This is a genomic window from Methylobacterium sp. J-001, assembly GCF_022829565.1.
Lineage (GTDB): Bacteria > Pseudomonadota > Alphaproteobacteria > Rhizobiales > Beijerinckiaceae > Methylobacterium.
In genome coordinates, this window is sequence record NZ_JAKSYN010000042.1 from 1 (window position 1) to 15,852 (window position 15,852).

Sequence of the window (15,852 nt, forward strand, 5' to 3'; positions counted from 1 at the left end):
AGACCGGATGATGTCAGTGTCCGCACAGAACGGACGATAGCATGCCTGGACCCACCGAGCGACCGGCTCGGCGGGAACGACATGTTCCCACGCAGCGAGTCCGCCGCAGCGACCATTGAGGTCCCCTCCCCGGTGGCCGGCGCCGTCCGGGAGTTGCTGTTCGCTGTGCGCTCGAATGTCTCGGAGGGACCGCCGATTCTCGTCGTCGAGCCTGCGGAGGGAGGTGAGGCGGCTGACGCGCCTCCTCCTGCCCCCTCTGCGGGGGAGGGTACCCTGCGCAGCGGGGGGGGAGAGGGGCAGCGCGACGATGCGGGTTTCACACCTGTCGTGCCTCTTCCGGATACCGCGCTCCCCTCTCCCGACCCCCTTCGGGGGCCACCCTCCCCCGCGAAGGGGGGAGGGAGTGCGCGTGCCATATCCGAAGCGGGCCTTCCCCCGGCCGCGCCGTCGAACGACGATCAGCGGCCGGTCACGTCGGGCGACGTCCACGCCAGCCCGTCGGTGCGCCAGCTCGCCCGCGAACTTGGGATCACCCTCGACCGGGTGCCCGCCACCGGCCCCAAGGGACGGATCCTGCGCGAGGACCTGCACGCCTTCGTCAAGTCGGCGCTCCAGGCCCCGGCCCAGGCCCAGGCCGCGCCCTCGGGCATCGGCGCCGGCCTGCCGCCCTGGCCGCAGGTGGATTACGAAAAGTTCGGCCCGGTGCGGCGGGAGCCCCTGTCGCGGATCCAGACGATCTCCGGCGCCAATCTCAGCCGCAACTGGCTGACCATCCCGCACGTGACCAATTTCGACCGGGCCGACGTTACCGAGATCGAAGCGTTCCGGGTCGGGCTCAACACGGAGACGCGCACGCCTCCGGCCCGGGTCACCATGGTCGCCTTCCTGATCAAGGCCGCCGCCCTCGCGCTGCGGGCCTATCCGCGCTTCAACACATCCCTGGAAGGCTCCGACCTCGTCCTCAAGGACTACGTCCATATCGGCTTCGCGGTGGATACCCCGAAGGGCCTGATGGTGCCGGTGGTGCGCGACTGTGACCGCAAGGGCCTGATCGCGATCGCTACCGAGATGGCGGCGCTCGCCGACAAGGCCCGGGCCGGGACTCTCTCGGGCGCGGACATGCAGGGCGGGTGCTTCTCGGTCTCGTCGCTCGGCGGCATCGGCGGCGACGGTTTTACCCCGATCATCAACGCCCCCGAGGTCGCGATTTTGGGCGCGGCGCGCTCGCGCACGGAGGCGGTCTGGGACGGAAAAGCCTTCCAGCCGCGGCTGATCCTGCCGCTCAGCCTGTCCTGGGACCACCGGGTGGTGGACGGCGTCGCCGCCGCCCGCTTCCTCGGCCACATCGCCTCGGTCCTGTCGGACCTGCGCCGGGCGCTGCTGTGATGGCGATGCTGGGTGAGCGCCCCTCTCCTCCCCCCCTGCAGGCTAACGGATTCACGCATCGTTCCGACAGCAAGCGTCTGAAGCACCGCGCTTTTCCCCTCCTCCTTGTGGGGAGGGGCAAGGGGTGGGGGTGGTGCAGGATCGAGCCTCACGGTGCCGTCTGAACCACCCCCACCTCCAACTCCTTCCCGCAAGAGGGAGGAGCGCTCGTCCCGCCTTCCGCGAGCCGATGTGTGAATATCCTAGCCCCTGCGGGGAGGAATTGGAGGTGGGGGTAGTGCCGGAAGAGGCGCAACGGTGCCGCCTGCACCACCCCCACCCCTGACCCCTCCCCACAAGGGGGAGGGCAAAACCCTGCCAGCCTCGATGCCTACCGCCCATCTCAACAGACTGTGATCGCCGCCGCCATGCCCGAGACCCGCGAGATCCGCGTCCCCGATATCGGGGACTTTTCCGGCGTGCCGGTGATCGAGATCCCGGTGGCGCCGGGGGAGACGATCGCCCGCGACCAGACCCTGCTCATCGTCGAATCCGACAAGGCGACCCTCGACATCCCCTCCCCGGTCGCCGGCCGGCTGGTGGAGATGCTTGTCGGCCTCGGCGATACCGTCTCGGCCGGAACGCTGATCGCCCGGGTGGCCGTGGAGACGGAGACGACCGCCCCTGCGGCGGCCCCCGCCGCCGCGCCGGCGGACGAATCCTGCGATGTCCTTGTGATCGGCGGCGGGCCCGGCGGCTACGCCGCGGCGTTCCGGGCCGCGGATCTCGGGCAGCGCGTGATCCTGGTGGAGCGCGAGGCGACGCTGGGCGGCGTCTGCCTGAATGTCGGATGCATCCCCTCAAAAGCGCTGCTGCACGTCGCCGCCGTGACCGAGGAGGCCGGGCGGCTCGCCGCCCACGGGATCAGCTTCGGTGCGCCGACGATCGATCTCGACAAGCTGCGGGCGTTCAAAGCCGGCACCGTGCGGCGCCTGACCGATGGGCTCAGCCACATGGCGCGCCAGCGCAAGGTCGAGGTCCTGTGCGGCACAGCCCGTTTCACCGGGTCGAACGCCGTCTCGGTGGCGTTGCAGGCGGGCGGCAGCCGCGCCGTCGGATTCGGGAGCGCCATCGTGGCGGCGGGCTCGTCGCCGGTTAGCCTGCCGATGCTGCCCGACGATCCGCGCATCGTGAATTCCACGGGGGCGCTGGAGCTGCCCTTCGTGCCCCGCCGCCTGCTGGTGATCGGCGGCGGCATCATCGGCCTGGAGATGGCCACCGTGTACAGCGCGCTTGGCGCCCGGGTCGACGTGGTCGAGCGCCTGCCGAACCTCCTGGAGGGGGTGGACCGGGACCTCGTGGCGGTCTGGACCAAGCGCAACGCCCACCGGTTCGACCGGATACGCACCGGGGCCGAGGTCGCTTCAGTCAGTGCGACACCCGAGGGCATCGCCGTGACGCTCGCGGGCGAGGCGGAGCCGCAGGTCTACGACCTCGTGCTCCAGGCGGCGGGCCGGCGCCCGAACGGCGATGCGCTGGGCCTCGACGCGGCCGGTGTCGCCGTGGAGCGTGGCTTCGTGCCGGTGGATGCGCAGATGCGCACCAGCGTGCCGCACATCCTGGCGGTGGGCGACCTCGTCGGGCAGCCGATGCTGGCCCACAAGGCGGTGCACCAGGGCCACGTCGCCGCCGAGGTGGCCGCCGGCCACAGGGCCGGGTTCGACGCCGCCGTGATCCCGTCGGTGGCGTATACCGATCCCGAGATCGCCTGGGCCGGCCTCACGGAGATTACCGCCAAGGCGGCCGGGCGGGCGGTCGAGGTAGCGCGCTTCCCCTGGGCGGCCTCGGGCCGGGCCATCGCCAACGGCGCCGATTACGGCCTGACCAAATTGCTGTTCGACGCGGAGACCCAGCGGATCGTCGGCGGCGCCATCGCCGGACCGAGCGCGGGCGACATGCTCGGCGAGATCGTGCTCGCCATCGAGATGGGCGCCGACGCGACGGATATCGGCCGCACGATCCACCCGCACCCGACACTCGGCGAGACCATCGGGCTCGCCGCCGAAGCCGCGCTCGGCCTCTGCACCGACCTGCCTCCGGCGCGGCGCTCGGCATAGTCTCGACCCCAAGGCTCAGGTTGGCTAAACCGTCTGCCGCGAGGCCGGGGACGGCTCGGCTGCGCCGGCCCGTCCGCAGAACAACAGGACGCCTCCACCCCGGGGGGATTCGGGCCGAGACGATGCGGTGTGCCGAATTAGCCGGTCCGGGACGTTCCGATGCCAAGAGTCACCATCACCGCGCTTGATCCGCGGGCGGTCAAACGCTGCGTCGCGTTCCTGGTCCGGCGCGACTGGGCGCTCCATCTCGGCCTCGCCGCGCTGCTGGCGGGGATCCCGATGAGGCCGTCGGCCGTCGCGGCCGAGGCGCCGGCCGCCGCCCAGCCGCAGGCCGCCCTGATCGCGTCCCTGCAGAGCCGGGTGTTGGCGGCCCACAGCGCGACCCTCGCTTTGGAGAGCTGGTGCGCCGACCACAAGCTCGCCGGCGATCCGCATCTTGTCGCCCGGCGCATGGATGTGGCCGACAAGCCGCTGAGCCCCGCCCAACGCGCCCGCCTGGCGATCGGCCCCGACGAGCCGGTGCGGTACCGCCGGGTCCGGCTGGCCTGCGGCGACCGGGTCCTGTCGGAGGCCGACAACTGGTACGTCCCGGCGCGCCTGACGCCCGAGATGAACGCCACCCTGGACGGCACCCGCACGCCCTTCGGCCGGGTGGTGCGTCCGCTGGAGCCGACCCGGCAGACCATCGCGGTCCGCCCGTTCCCGCAGGCCGCGGCGACAGGCCCCGACGACCCGCTGTTCGAGATCGACGCCGTGCTCTCCACCGGCGCCGGCCAGCCGTTCTGCGAGGTCGCCGAGACCTATCTGGGCGGTGCACTGCCGGAAGCTTCGCGGTAAGAGAGCCTCAAACGGCCGGTTGGGGAGAACGAGGATGCGTCGCGCGGTCTTGGCTTTGCTCGCTTCGATGCCGGTCTGCGGCCCGGCCCTGGCCGCCGATCCGGCCGGCCTCTGGCTCACCGAGACCGGCAGTTCCCGGGTGAAGGTCACCCCCTGCGGTGGCGGCTATTGCGGCACCATCGTCAGCGCCCCCGGCAAGGCCCTCGACGCCAAGAACCCGGACCCGGCACTACGCGCCCGCAGCGTCGTCGGGGTGCAGATCCTCGACGCAAGGCAGGCGGATGGGGCCGGCTATAGCGGCTCGCTCTACAATCCGAACGACGGAAAGACCTATTCCGGCGCGCTGCGGCTGACCGGCCCGAACGCGCTCGAAGTCTCCGGCTGCGTGATGAGCGTGTTCTGCAAGCGCCAGACGTGGACCCGGGTGAATTGACGCGGAGGCGACAGGATCACCAGCGGTGCCGACCGCCCTTTTAGAAGATCGTTCTCCCGTGCCTCCCGGTTGGGCAGGTGGGATCCTCTGTCAGGATTCCAGTTGGCGACGCGACACATCGCGCGTTCCCGCCAGTCTGTCGCAGAGGCGGCCAGCTTCTCGGAAGCGCAAAGCCAGATCTGTTATCCCAGCCTGACCTCGTTCAACCCGCCGGCTTAAACGCTGCACGGCGATGAATGGCCTGAAACCAGCAAAGTGAATGGTCCGGCCTCCCTCGCGCACTCAAGCTTGGGCAGAATATTATTCCCTCACACGCGGGACGGACAGGTATCTCGAAGGGCGAATACCGGTACACGACGGCGTGATTTATCGATTTACACGGGATCGATTGCGCGCGACCGAAGTTCTTTGCCTCGACTCGACAGAGACAGGACTTCTCATGACCAAGACGATTCTGGCCGCCGCCCTCGCGACCTTCCTGGCCGCGCCGGCCTTTGCCCAGGTGATTGAGACGCCGACCAGCACCGCCGTGGTTGTGCCGCCCGGTGCACCCGGCGTTGTGACACCGCAATCGAACGCGACCGGGGCCGAGGGCGCCATCACCTACTCGCCGACCGGACGGCCGGCGGATTCGATCTCCAACGATTCCGCCGCCGCCGGCAACGCCAACCAGCCCACGCAGGTCGCGCCGCAGGGCGGCGGCGGCGGGAAGTAAGCCGCACACCTAACCTGAAGCGGGTCGCGTCGGTGACGACGCGGCCCGTTTTCGTAACTGCGGCGTCGCCTCAGGCTGCCTCGGTCAGCGCCTGCTCGATCGCGTCGAGGGCCGCCTCGGCACCGGCACCGTTGGGGCCGCCGGCCTGGGCCATATCGCGGCGACCGCCGCCGCCCTTGCCGCCGAGCGCGCCGGCCCCCGCGCGGACCAGCCCGACCGCGTCGTAGCGGCCAGTCAGATCCTCGGTGACGCCGACCACGAGTCCGGCCTTGCCGTCGGCCGAGACGCCGACGATCGCCACGATGCCGGAGCCCAGACGCTTCTTCTCCTCGTCGATGATCGGCTTGAGGTCGCGCATGTCGAGCCCCTCGACCACCGAGCGCCGGAACGCCACGCCGCCGATTTCGCTCTGGCGTGACGAACGACCCGAGTCCGGGTCCGAAGAACCCATGGCGAGCTTGCGGCGGGTGTCGGCCAATTCCCGCTCCAGGCGGCGCTTCTCTTCCATCAAGGCCGTCAGGCGGTCGGGCGCCTCCGTGACCGGCGCCTTGAGGATGCCGGCCAAAGAGGCGAGCGTGCGGGCCTCCTCGGCCCGGTGATGGCGGGCCGCGTCGGCGGTGAGTGCCTCGATCCGGCGGACGCCGGCGCCGACCGCGCTCTCGCCCACGATCGTGATCGCCCCGATATCGCCGGTGCGCCCGGCATGGGTGCCGCCACACAGCTCGATGGAAAAATTCTTGAGGCGGGCGCGACCGGTCTCGGTACCGTCCGCATCCACCGGCAGGCCCATCGAGACGACGCGCACCTCGTCGCCGTACTTCTCGCCGAACAAAGCCCGGGCGCCGGACGCGATGGCGTCGTCTACCGCCATCAGCTTGGTCACCACCGGGGCGTTCTGGAGCAGCACCGCGTTGGCGATGTCCTCGACCCGGGCGAGTTCCTCAGCCTCGATCGGCTTCGGATGGCTGATGTCGAAGCGCAGCCGCTCTTGGCTCACCAGCGAGCCCTTCTGAGCGACGTGGTCGCCCAGCACCTGCCGCAGCGCTTCGTGCAGGAGATGGGTGGCGGAGTGGTTGGCCCGGATCGCCTTACGGCGGGCATGGTCGACCTTCAGCTCCACCGGCTGGTCGAGGCTGAGCGTCCCCTCCTCCACGCTGACATGGTGGACGAACAGGTCGCCGAGCTTCTTCTCGGTGTCGGTGACGCGGGCCCGAAGCCCGGCGCTCAGAATCTGGCCGGTATCGCCGACCTGGCCGCCGGATTCCGCGTAGAACGGCGTCTGGTTGACCAGCACGAGGCCGGTCTGCCCGGCCTCCAGGCTCTGCACCTCGACGCCGTCGCGCAACAGCGCGGTGACGATGCCCTCGGCGGCTTCAGCCTCGTAGCCCAGGAACTCGGTGGCGCCGACGCGCTCGCGGATGCCGAACCAGACCGTCTCGGTGGCGGCCTCGCCGGAGCCCTTCCAGGCCTCGCGCGCCGCCTGCTTCTGGCGCTGCATCGCGGCCGAGAACGCGTCGGTATCGACGCCGATGCCCCGGGCCTTCAGGGCGTCCTGGGTCAGATCGAGGGGGAAGCCATAGGTGTCGTAGAGGGTGAAGGCGGTGTCGCCGGAAAGCTTGTCGCCGGCCGTCAGATCGCGGGTCTCGGAATCCAGAATCGACAGGCCCCGCTCCAGGGTCCGGCGGAAGCGGGTCTCCTCCAGCTTCAGGGTCTCGCCGATCAGCGCCTCGGCCCGCATCAGCTCCGGATAGGCCTGGCCCATCTCACGCACCAGCGTCGGGACCAACCGGTACATGGTCGGCTCGCGGGCGCCGAGGATCTCGGCGTGCCGCATGGCCCGGCGCATGATCCGGCGCAGGACGTAGCCGCGGCCCTCGTTACCCGGCAGCACGCCGTCGGCGACCAGGAAGGACGAGGCCCGCAGGTGGTCGGCGATCACCCGGTAGGAGGCCATGGTGGCGGGCTCGGGCGCCCGTGAGACCGCGTGGGCCACGGCGTCGATCAGCGCCTTGAACAGGTCGGTGTCGTAGTTCGAATGCACGCCCTGGAGAATCGCGGCCATGCGCTCCAGGCCCATGCCCGTATCGATCGAGGGCCTCGGCAGCGGGTTGCGCACGCCGGGCTCCAGCTGCTCGTATTGCATGAACACGAGGTTCCAGAACTCGAGGAAGCGGTCGCCATCCTCGTCCGGGGAACCGGGCGGGCCGCCCTGGAGCGTCGGGCCCTGGTCGATGAAGATCTCCGAGCACGGGCCGCAGGGGCCGGTATCGCCCATCTGCCAGAAATTGTCGGAGGTCCCGATCCGGATGATCTTGTCATCGGAGAAGCCGGCGATCTTTTTCCACAGGTTCGCAGCCTCGTCGTCGTCAGCGTAGACGGTGACGAGCAGCCGGTCAGGCTTGAGGCCGAATTCCTTGGTGATCAGCGTCCAGGCCAGCTCGATCGCCCGGTCCTTGAAATAGTCTCCGAACGAGAAGTTGCCGAGCATCTCGAAGAACGTGTGATGGCGCGCGGTGTACCCGACATTGTCGAGGTCGTTGTGCTTGCCGCCGGCGCGCACGCATTTCTGCGCCGTGGTGGCCCGGTCGTAGGCGCGCTTCTCGACGCCGGTGAAGACGTTCTTGAACTGCACCATGCCGGCATTCGTGAACATCAGCGTGGGGTCGTTCTTCGGGACAAGGCTCGAAGACGGTACGGCCTCGTGTCCCGCACGCGCGAAGAAATCGAGGAAGGTCGACCGGATCTCGTTGACGCCGCTCATCGGGGCAGAACTCTAAGCAGGGCTCAAGGGACTGGGCCGCCACCCGTTTCAGGTGCAACCCGCATGGCGTCCTCTTAGAGCCGTTCCCGATCGCGTAGCAATCGCGAAGGGCGCGCACGGCCTTGGATCAGGCGCGCCCCGACTGCGCCGGGCACGCTCGCGGAAGGCGACCCGGACCGGGTCGCCGACACGCCTGCCGCGAAATCGTCCCGGCCCGCCCCACAGCCGCCACAAGCACGGCCGTGTTGTCGCCACATCTGTCAAGCGATGGTGTGTCCAAGGCGCCATCACCGGCGCGTGAGGAATCGGGTACACGATGCAGGGCCGCACGGTCGGATCGCCGAGGAACGTCACGAGCAAGCAGGGCCGGTTCGGGTCCGGCCGGGTCGATGCCATCACCGCACAGCCGATGCTGGGCCGTGCCCACGGGAGCGTTCCGGCGCTGGCCCGCTCGGTGCTCACCGTCGCGCTGATCGCCGGCGGCCTCAGCGCCGCCCTGATCGGATCGGGGATCGATCTCGGCAAGGTCGGGCTGACTCAGGCGGTCTCCTCGGCGCAGGCCGCCACCGAATTGGCGATGCCCCGCCCGCGGATCCACACCGTGGCGCTGAGCGAGGAGCTGGAGCGCACGCCGCTGCGCGCCTCGGCGAGCTTCGCCGCCGTCCACGACCTCGATACGGCCGTCGGCTCGAACGGCGTCGACCGTGTCTCCTACGATTTCCTGCTTTCGGAGAGCGCCGGCGGCGATCCGAACGACATCCTCGAATTCGGCCCCATGAAGATCCGGCGCCACTTGGTGCAGACGATCGTCCGCGCCGCCCAGGCCGTCCAGACCGATCCGGTCCTGCTCATGGCGGTGGCCGACAAGGAATCGAGCTTCGTCACCGCAGTCCAGGCCAAGACCTCCTCGGCCACCGGCCTCTATCAGTTCATCGAGCGCACCTGGCTCGGCGTGGTGCGCGATTTCGGCCCGCGTTACGGGCTGGAGAAGGAGGCCGCGCTGGTCACGTCGGATGCAAACGACCGGCCGGTGATCACCGATCCGGCCGAGCGCGCCCGGGTGCTTGAATTGCGCCGCGATCCCTACCTCTCGGCGCTGATGGCCGGCGAGATGCTGAAGCGCGACGCCGCTCGCATCGCCCAGCGCATCGGCCGCGAGCTGACTCTCGGCGAGGTCTACCTCGCCCACTTCCTGGGCGCCGATGATGCCGGGGAGTTCCTGGCCAACGTGGTCAACAAGCCGGCCGCCGCCGCGGCCGTGCTGCTGCCCGGCCCGGCCCGGGCCAACCGCTCGATCTTCTTCGCCGCCGGGCGCTTCGTCGGTCGCGGCCGGCACCGGAAGCCGGCCAGCCTCTCTGTGGCGCAGGTCCACGAGAAGTTCGAGACGATGATGAGCACCCGCGGCACGCGCTACCAGAACGTCCGGGCGGTGTCGGGCATCATGGCCTACGCGGATGCCGAGAGCGGCATCGCCACGCAGTAAAGCCTCAGCGAGCGGGCGGCCAATTCGCGGCCCGGCGCGCAACTCCCCGCGTCCCGCCGACGTTCGTCCACAAGTGCCACGTCCGCGCGGCCTGACACGGAGATTTCGGGGGACGTTCTTGAGAAAGCCTCTGTCGAGCGCGGCCACGCCGCTGACTGATACGCTCTCGCCGAGCAGCATCCCGCTCGACCAGATCGGCCAGACCCTGGCATCGATCTACGACGACCTCGTCTCGGAAGGCGTGCCGGAGCATCTGGCCGCCCTGGTCCGCCGGGTCCGTCAGAACGACGCCGAAGCCGCCGCGCCGCGCGCGGCGACGCCCAGCCCGGCCGAAGGTCCGGCGCAGCGCCTCGCCCTCGTGGTCGAGGACGATCCCCAGATCCGCGCCCTGGCCGAAACCCTCCTCGAGGAGACCGAGCTCGACGTGATCGGCTGCGACAGCGCCGAGGCGGCCCTGACCGTGCTTCAGGCGCGGGGCGGCGACGTGGCGCTGGTCTTCGCCGATGTCCGGCTCGCGGGCGCGATGGACGGCCTGCAGCTCGCCCGCGCGGTCGCGACCCTGTGGCCCCGCGCCCGGCTGGTGGTCACCTCGGGGCACGGCATCCGCCGGCCCGACCTGCCCAGCGAGGCGGTATTCATCGCCAAGCCCTGGCGGCCCTTCGACGTGCTGGTCGAGGCCGAGCGGGCGACCACGGATCCGGCGCCGCCGGTTACCTGAGACGGCGCCCGCGGCGTCGGGCCCGGCCCTTGCATTGACCGCCGACGTATCGGCGCGAGCCCGGAGCCTCTGTCTTTGCCGATCCTGTCCGTCCGTCACCGCACGGTCTACCGGTACCGGCGTCCGGTCGCCTTCGGCGAGCACCGGATCATGTTCCGGCCCCGGGACAGCTACGACCAGCGCCTCATCGAGGCGTCGCTCGGGATCACCCCCGAGCCCGCCGCCCTGCGGTGGATGTTCGACGTGTTCGGCAATTGCGTCGCGGTGGCGACCTTCGAGGGCCGCGCGGAGACGCTGACCTTCGAATGCGGCATCACCCTCGACCACACGCCCGAGCACGCGCCGGTCTTCCCGCTGGCGCCGCACGCGACGCATTACCCGTTCGGCTACGGCGCGGAGGACATGCCCGACCTGTCCCGGTCGATCGAGCGGCAATGGCCCGACCCGCGCCACGATGTCGATGCCTGGGCGCGCAGCTTCATCCCCGCCGACGGCCGGATTCCGACCCAGGAATTGCTCGCCGACATGACCCGCAGCGTGCGGGCGAACTTCACCTATCTCGCCCGCTCCGAGAAGGGCGTGCAGGAGCCGTTGACGACGCTGCGCAGCAAGCGCGGCTCGTGCCGCGACTTCGCGGTGCTGATGATGGAGGCGGTCCGGGCGCTCGGCATGGCCGCCCGGTTCGTCTCCGGATACTTGTACAACCCTCGCAACGACCGGGCCCGCCACGTCGGCGGCGGCTCGACCCATGCCTGGCTGCAGGTCTACCTGCCGGGCGCCGGCTGGATCGAATTCGACCCGACCAACGGGATCGTCGGCAACCGCGACCTGATCCGCGTGGCGGTGACCCGCGATCCGGCACAGGCCGTGCCCTTGCATGGCTCGTTCTTCGGGCTGGCCAGCGACGACCTCGGCATGCGGGTCGATGTTGACGTGGTCGAACTGCCCGACGAAGAGGCAAAAACACGTGGGTTTCAGGCGCATCCACCAATAATGGCGCGTTGAAGCTCCACATTCGGATCGAGCATGCGGGGCGACCCGCCGGGGCATGGGGACACAGGTGGCCGCGATGAAGATCAGGACCGGTTACGATATCGCCTTCAGCCTCACCCAGCCGACGCCCATGATCCTGATGCTGAGCGTCCACCCGTCCCGGATGCCGGACCTTCTGACCCCGCAGGTGATCAATTTCGACCCGTGGATCCCGGCCCGCGAGTATCAGGACGCCTTCGGCAATGTCTGCCACCGCATCCTGGCGCCGCCGGGCCTGCTGACGATCTCGGCGGACTTCACGATCCAGGATTCCGGCCTGCTCGACGCCTACGCCCCCGATGCCCGCCAGATCCCGGTCCAGGACCTGCCCGACGACGTGATGGTCTACCTGCTGGGCTCGCGCTACTGCGACACCGACAAGCTCTCGCAGACCGCGTGGTCGCTGTTCGGCGGCACGCCGGAGGGCTGGGCGCGGGTCCAGGCGATCGTGGCCTACACGCACGAGCGCATCCGCTTCGACTATCAGCGCGCCGACGCCACCCGCACCGCCCATGACGGCTTCATGCAGCGCGAAGGCGTCTGCCGGGACTTCGCGCACCTGGCGATCGCGTTCTGCCGGTGCATGAACATCCCGGCGCGCTACGCCACCGGCTATCTCGGCGATATCGGCGTGCCGGTCGATCCTGCGCCGATGGATTTCTCGGCCTGGTTCGAGGTCTACCTGGACGGCCCGGAGGGCCCGCGCTGGTACACGTTCGACGCACGGCACAACCGCCAGCGGATCGGGCGGATCGTCATGGCGCGGGGGCGCGACGCCACCGATTGCGCGATCTCGACCAATTTCGGCTACGCCCATTTGGCGCGCTTCGACGTCCACACCGACGAGGTTGGTTAACGATCGGAGACCGACACGGGCGAACCCTGTTACGTATTCCGACGTCAAGCAAAATCTTCTTCGGACCATGGAACTGCCAACCTATGCTCACGCTTGTAATAGCAAAGGTTATCGCACAGGCAGGCACCCCATGAAGACCTCGGCCACCGCGCTTGCGGCGCTCCTCGCCGCAACTGTTCTTGCCGCCCCGGCGCTGGCAGCTCCGGCCTACGATCCCTTCGGCGCCAACGGCGCCGAGGAGTACTACTCGGATCCGGGCCAGTACGGCTATCAGGGCACCCCGGGCTACGGTCAGGGCGTGCAGGACGCCCCGCAGGCGCAGGTCCAGCCGATCCCCCGCGAGATCGTGGCGTTCAATGCCCCTTACGCGCCGGGCACGATCGTTGTCTCCACCGCCGAGCGCCGCCTGTACTTCGTGACCGGCAACGGCGAGGCCATCCGCTACGGCGTCGGCGTGGGCCGTCCGGGCTTCAGCTGGAGCGGCGTCAACAAGGTGACCGCCAAGCGCGAGTGGCCGTCCTGGACGCCCCCGAAGGCCATGATCGCCCGCCGCCCCGACCTGCCGCGTTACATGGCTGGCGGCATCGAGAACCCGCTCGGCGCCCGCGCCATGTATATCGGCAACACCGAGTACCGCATCCACGGCTCCAACGAGCCGGACACGATCGGTCAGGCTGTGTCCTCGGGCTGCATCCGGATGACCAACGACGACGTCACCGATCTCTACGAGCGGGTGAAGGTCGGCGCCAAGGTGGTCGTGCTGAACTGATCCGACCGGATCAGAGGTTCAAGTCCCACGGGCCTTCCTGAGTGGCCGGGCGGTCGAAGATCGCCCCGCTTCGCAGGAAGCACTAGGTAGACTAATGCCCCTTAGAGACTGATTCTGTCTAGAAAAGCCGGCCGATCACACCCGTGATCGGCCGGCTTTTCGTTATCGAACCCGCTCAACGTGGACGATCGCCAAAGCACTCATCCCGTCATTCAGAGTTCGGCTTTGCGGCCTCGGACGGATGAGGCACTCCGCTCTGCAATCTCGCGGACCGGGAGACAGCGCGGGCCCGGACGCCGAGCCGACGCCTCAACCTTTGCCGGCGCGATGCTACCGCGGCCCGCCACCCCGCCGCATGGCCACTTCCTGGCCCTGGCTGTCGAGCGCGCCGGAGGGAGCGAGACCCTCGTTCGGGACCGGGTTCATGCCCGCGTCGGCGGTGCGCGAGGATGGCCGCCCGGCGGTTGGGTCGCCCGCCGCCTGCTTCATCGCCAACGCCCTGCGCGCGCTCGTGACCAGGCTTCCGCGTGCCTGCGCATTCCGCCGCCGCTCGGTCTCCTTGCTGGCACGCTTGACCGCGGCCGCGAGCAGCGCGGCCTTCTCGCGTGTGCCGGTGTTGTCCGTTGCCGGTCGCGCGCCAGAGGGAGCCGCCTTGCCGCGCAACTCCCGGCGCTGTCGTCGGGAAACATCCCGCGCACGATCACGGCGTTCGCGGAGCCGGCTGATCAACTCGGCGAGGTTTCCGTCATTGGCCTCGCGCAGCTTCGGGTGATGGGATTGCGCGACGAGTTCAGCCTCGTCGGCGGTGAGCAGGCGGGCTTCGTGGCGGCTCGAGATGGACACAGGCACTCCGGCTTGGGGGATGGAACGGGAACGATCAGGCGGCGCCGCCGAGTTCCGGCGCCCGGCGCTTCTTCGTCTCGCGCAGGGAGCGGTCGGCGTAGGTGCCCTGCACCGCGGCGCGGCCGCCGTGCTCGAACAGGTCGAGCATCAGGGCACTGTGGATGAAGCCGAGATGGCTGAAGGCCTGCGGGAAGTTGCCCAGGAAGGTCCCGTCCTCGGCCGCCTCCTCGGCGTAGAGCCCGACATCGTTCTGCAGGGCCCGCAGGGCGTTAAAGCGCAGCCGCGCCTCCTCGTCGCGGCCGAGCCACAGGAGGGCGTCGACCAGCCAGAAGGCGCAGAGCAGGAACGTGCCTTCGTGGCCGGGCAGGCCGTCGTCGTTGCGGTAGCGGTAGACGAGGTGGCCGTGGCCGAGGCGTTCGATCACGACATCGACGGTCCGGGCGAACGCCGCCGCGTCCACTGGGAAGCCGACCATCGGGGCCATCAGCAGGGCGGCGTCGACAGCGTCGCCGCCGAGATATTGTGGGTAGTAACCGTCCCGGTGGATGCCCTCGCCGTTCACGCAAGCCACGATCCGGTCGCGCTCCCGGCACCAGGACTCACGGGGACCGAACAGGCGGATCGCCCGATCCAGGGCGACCCAGTTCATGATGGCGGCGTGGAGATAGCGCCGCTCGGGCTTGCGCGGCTCCCAGAGACCGGCATCGGGCTTGTGCCAATGCGCGGCCGAGATGTCGGCGAGCCGGGCCCCGTGGCGGTGCATCGCCTCCGGCAGCGTCCCTCCGAGCCGCGTGTAGAGGTAGAGTAGGTCGAGCACCTGTCCGTAGGCATCGGCTTGGTGTTGCTCGGCCGCCTCGTTGCCGGCCCGCACCGGCGCGCTGCCGCGCCAGCCCTCGAAATGAGCGATCGTGGTCTCAGTGAGATCGCCCTCGCCCGAGACGCTGTAGAGCGGCCGCAGCCGGCCATTCGCGCGCTCGCACAGCTCGGTCACGAAACCGAAGAAAGCCTCGGCCTCGCGCAGCATCCCGAACTTCTTCAGGACGTAGAAGGACAGGCAGGCGTCGCGGATCCAGCAGAAGCGGTAATCCCAGTTGCGGATGCCGCCGATTTCCTCCGGCAGGGAGGTGGTGGCCGCGGCGATGATCGCCCCGGTCGGTGCGTAGGTCAGCGCTTTGAGGACCAAGGCCGAACGGATCAGCTCGTCGGCAAGGGGCCCGGTATAGGCCGCATCCTGGGTCCACAGCACCCAGGCGCTACGGGTCCGCTCCATCAGGGCGCGCGTGTCCGGTGGCGTCTCGGGCAGTGTGTCGCTGTAGAGGCTGAAACTGCGCTCCTGGCCGGCCGCCAGGGTGAAGCGGATGGCCGCGCCGTCCCCGTCCGGCACCAGAGCGACGTCCGCCAGGAGGCTCGGGCATCCCGGCGTCACGATCCGGCCGCCCGCGATCGCCGGCGGGGCGAAGCTCTCCGCGAACCCAGCCAGCGGCCGGTACTCGACCCGCATCGGGACCTTGCCGGACACGCCGCTGACGCGTCGCACCAGGCGCGGCCGGCCCGGCCCGCCCTCCGGACCAACCATGAAATCGTGCAGGGTGACGAACCCGTCCTCGGTGGTGAAGGTGGTCTCCAAGATGTTGCTGCGGCTCAGATATTGCCGCGTCGTCTCGTACCGGCCCGCCGGGCGGATGGTGAAAGAACCACCGCGCCGCCGGTCGAGCAGCCGCGAGAAGGTCGGGGCGGCGTCGAAGCGCTCCAGGCACGCCCAGTCGATCGCGCCGTCACGGGCGACCAGGGCACAGCCCTCGCAATTGCCGATGAGGGCATAGGCCTCGATCGGCTGATAGGGGCGCTCGCCCGCGTCGGACATGACGACTCCTCGTGACCGCGCGGAATCTCCAGCTGCGGCGTGTGAACGGGACGGTTCCG

At 69.6% G+C, this 15,852-nt stretch carries 13 protein-coding genes; 10 read left to right on the forward strand and 3 right to left on the reverse strand.

What is annotated here, in order from left to right; all coding sequences use genetic code 11:
* Positions 1-36: 36 nt before the first annotated feature.
* From MKK65_RS03900 to MKK65_RS03920, 5 genes are all read left to right on the forward strand, one after another.
* A complete protein-coding gene (locus MKK65_RS03900; RefSeq protein WP_409565363.1) occupies positions 37-1,386 on the forward strand; it encodes a 2-oxo acid dehydrogenase subunit E2 in 1,350 nt (449 codons plus the stop codon).
* A 407-nt stretch (positions 1,387-1,793) separates the two neighbouring features.
* Complete coding sequence (gene lpdA / locus MKK65_RS03905) at positions 1,794-3,482, forward strand: dihydrolipoyl dehydrogenase (RefSeq protein ID WP_243955503.1); 1,689 nt, start codon at positions 1,794-1,796, stop codon at positions 3,480-3,482.
* Positions 3,483-3,641: 159 nt separating this feature from the next.
* Complete coding sequence (locus MKK65_RS03910; protein ID WP_409565359.1) at positions 3,642-4,319, forward strand: hypothetical protein; 678 nt, start codon at positions 3,642-3,644, stop codon at positions 4,317-4,319.
* Positions 4,320-4,353: 34 nt separating this feature from the next.
* Positions 4,354-4,752 (forward strand): DUF2147 domain-containing protein, encoded by a 399-nt coding sequence (locus tag MKK65_RS03915; RefSeq protein WP_243955505.1) that lies wholly within the window; start codon positions 4,354-4,356, stop codon positions 4,750-4,752.
* Positions 4,753-5,191: 439 nt separating this feature from the next.
* Positions 5,192-5,467, forward strand: a complete 276-nt coding sequence (locus tag MKK65_RS03920; protein WP_243955507.1) for a hypothetical protein — start codon at positions 5,192-5,194, stop codon at positions 5,465-5,467.
* Between the two features lie 70 nt (positions 5,468-5,537).
* Here the strand turns inward: MKK65_RS03920 and alaS are convergent, their stop codons facing one another.
* Positions 5,538-8,228 carry an alanine--tRNA ligase gene (alaS, locus tag MKK65_RS03925; protein WP_243955508.1) on the reverse strand — a complete coding sequence of 897 codons (2,691 nt, stop codon included), beginning with the start codon at positions 8,226-8,228 and terminating at the stop codon, positions 5,538-5,540.
* A gap of 316 nt (positions 8,229-8,544) precedes the next feature.
* Between alaS and MKK65_RS03930 the strand changes: the two genes are divergently transcribed.
* From MKK65_RS03930 to MKK65_RS03950, 5 genes are all read left to right on the forward strand, one after another.
* Complete coding sequence (locus MKK65_RS03930) at positions 8,545-9,711, forward strand: transglycosylase SLT domain-containing protein (protein WP_243955510.1); 1,167 nt, start codon at positions 8,545-8,547, stop codon at positions 9,709-9,711.
* Positions 9,712-9,889: 178 nt separating this feature from the next.
* Positions 9,890-10,429 carry a response regulator gene (locus MKK65_RS03935; RefSeq protein WP_409565364.1) on the forward strand — a complete coding sequence of 180 codons (540 nt, stop codon included), beginning with the start codon at positions 9,890-9,892 and terminating at the stop codon, positions 10,427-10,429.
* Positions 10,430-10,504: 75 nt separating this feature from the next.
* A complete protein-coding gene (locus tag MKK65_RS03940) occupies positions 10,505-11,434 on the forward strand; it encodes a transglutaminase family protein (protein ID WP_243955514.1) in 930 nt (309 codons plus the stop codon).
* Between the two features lie 64 nt (positions 11,435-11,498).
* Positions 11,499-12,317, forward strand: a complete 819-nt coding sequence (locus tag MKK65_RS03945) for a transglutaminase-like domain-containing protein (protein WP_243955516.1) — start codon at positions 11,499-11,501, stop codon at positions 12,315-12,317.
* A 130-nt stretch (positions 12,318-12,447) separates the two neighbouring features.
* Positions 12,448-13,086: a L,D-transpeptidase gene (locus MKK65_RS03950; protein WP_058193406.1), complete on the forward strand. Its 639-nt coding sequence runs from the start codon at positions 12,448-12,450 to the stop codon at positions 13,084-13,086.
* Between the two features lie 330 nt (positions 13,087-13,416).
* Here the strand turns inward: MKK65_RS03950 and MKK65_RS03955 are convergent, their stop codons facing one another.
* Both MKK65_RS03955 and MKK65_RS03960 read right to left on the reverse strand, forming a co-directional pair.
* Positions 13,417-13,929 carry a hypothetical protein gene (locus MKK65_RS03955; RefSeq protein WP_243955522.1) on the reverse strand — a complete coding sequence of 171 codons (513 nt, stop codon included), beginning with the start codon at positions 13,927-13,929 and terminating at the stop codon, positions 13,417-13,419.
* A gap of 34 nt (positions 13,930-13,963) precedes the next feature.
* Positions 13,964-15,793, reverse strand: coding sequence for a glycoside hydrolase family 15 protein (locus MKK65_RS03960; RefSeq protein ID WP_243955524.1), 1,830 nt, complete (start codon positions 15,791-15,793; stop codon positions 13,964-13,966).
* Positions 15,794-15,852 lie beyond the last annotated feature (59 nt).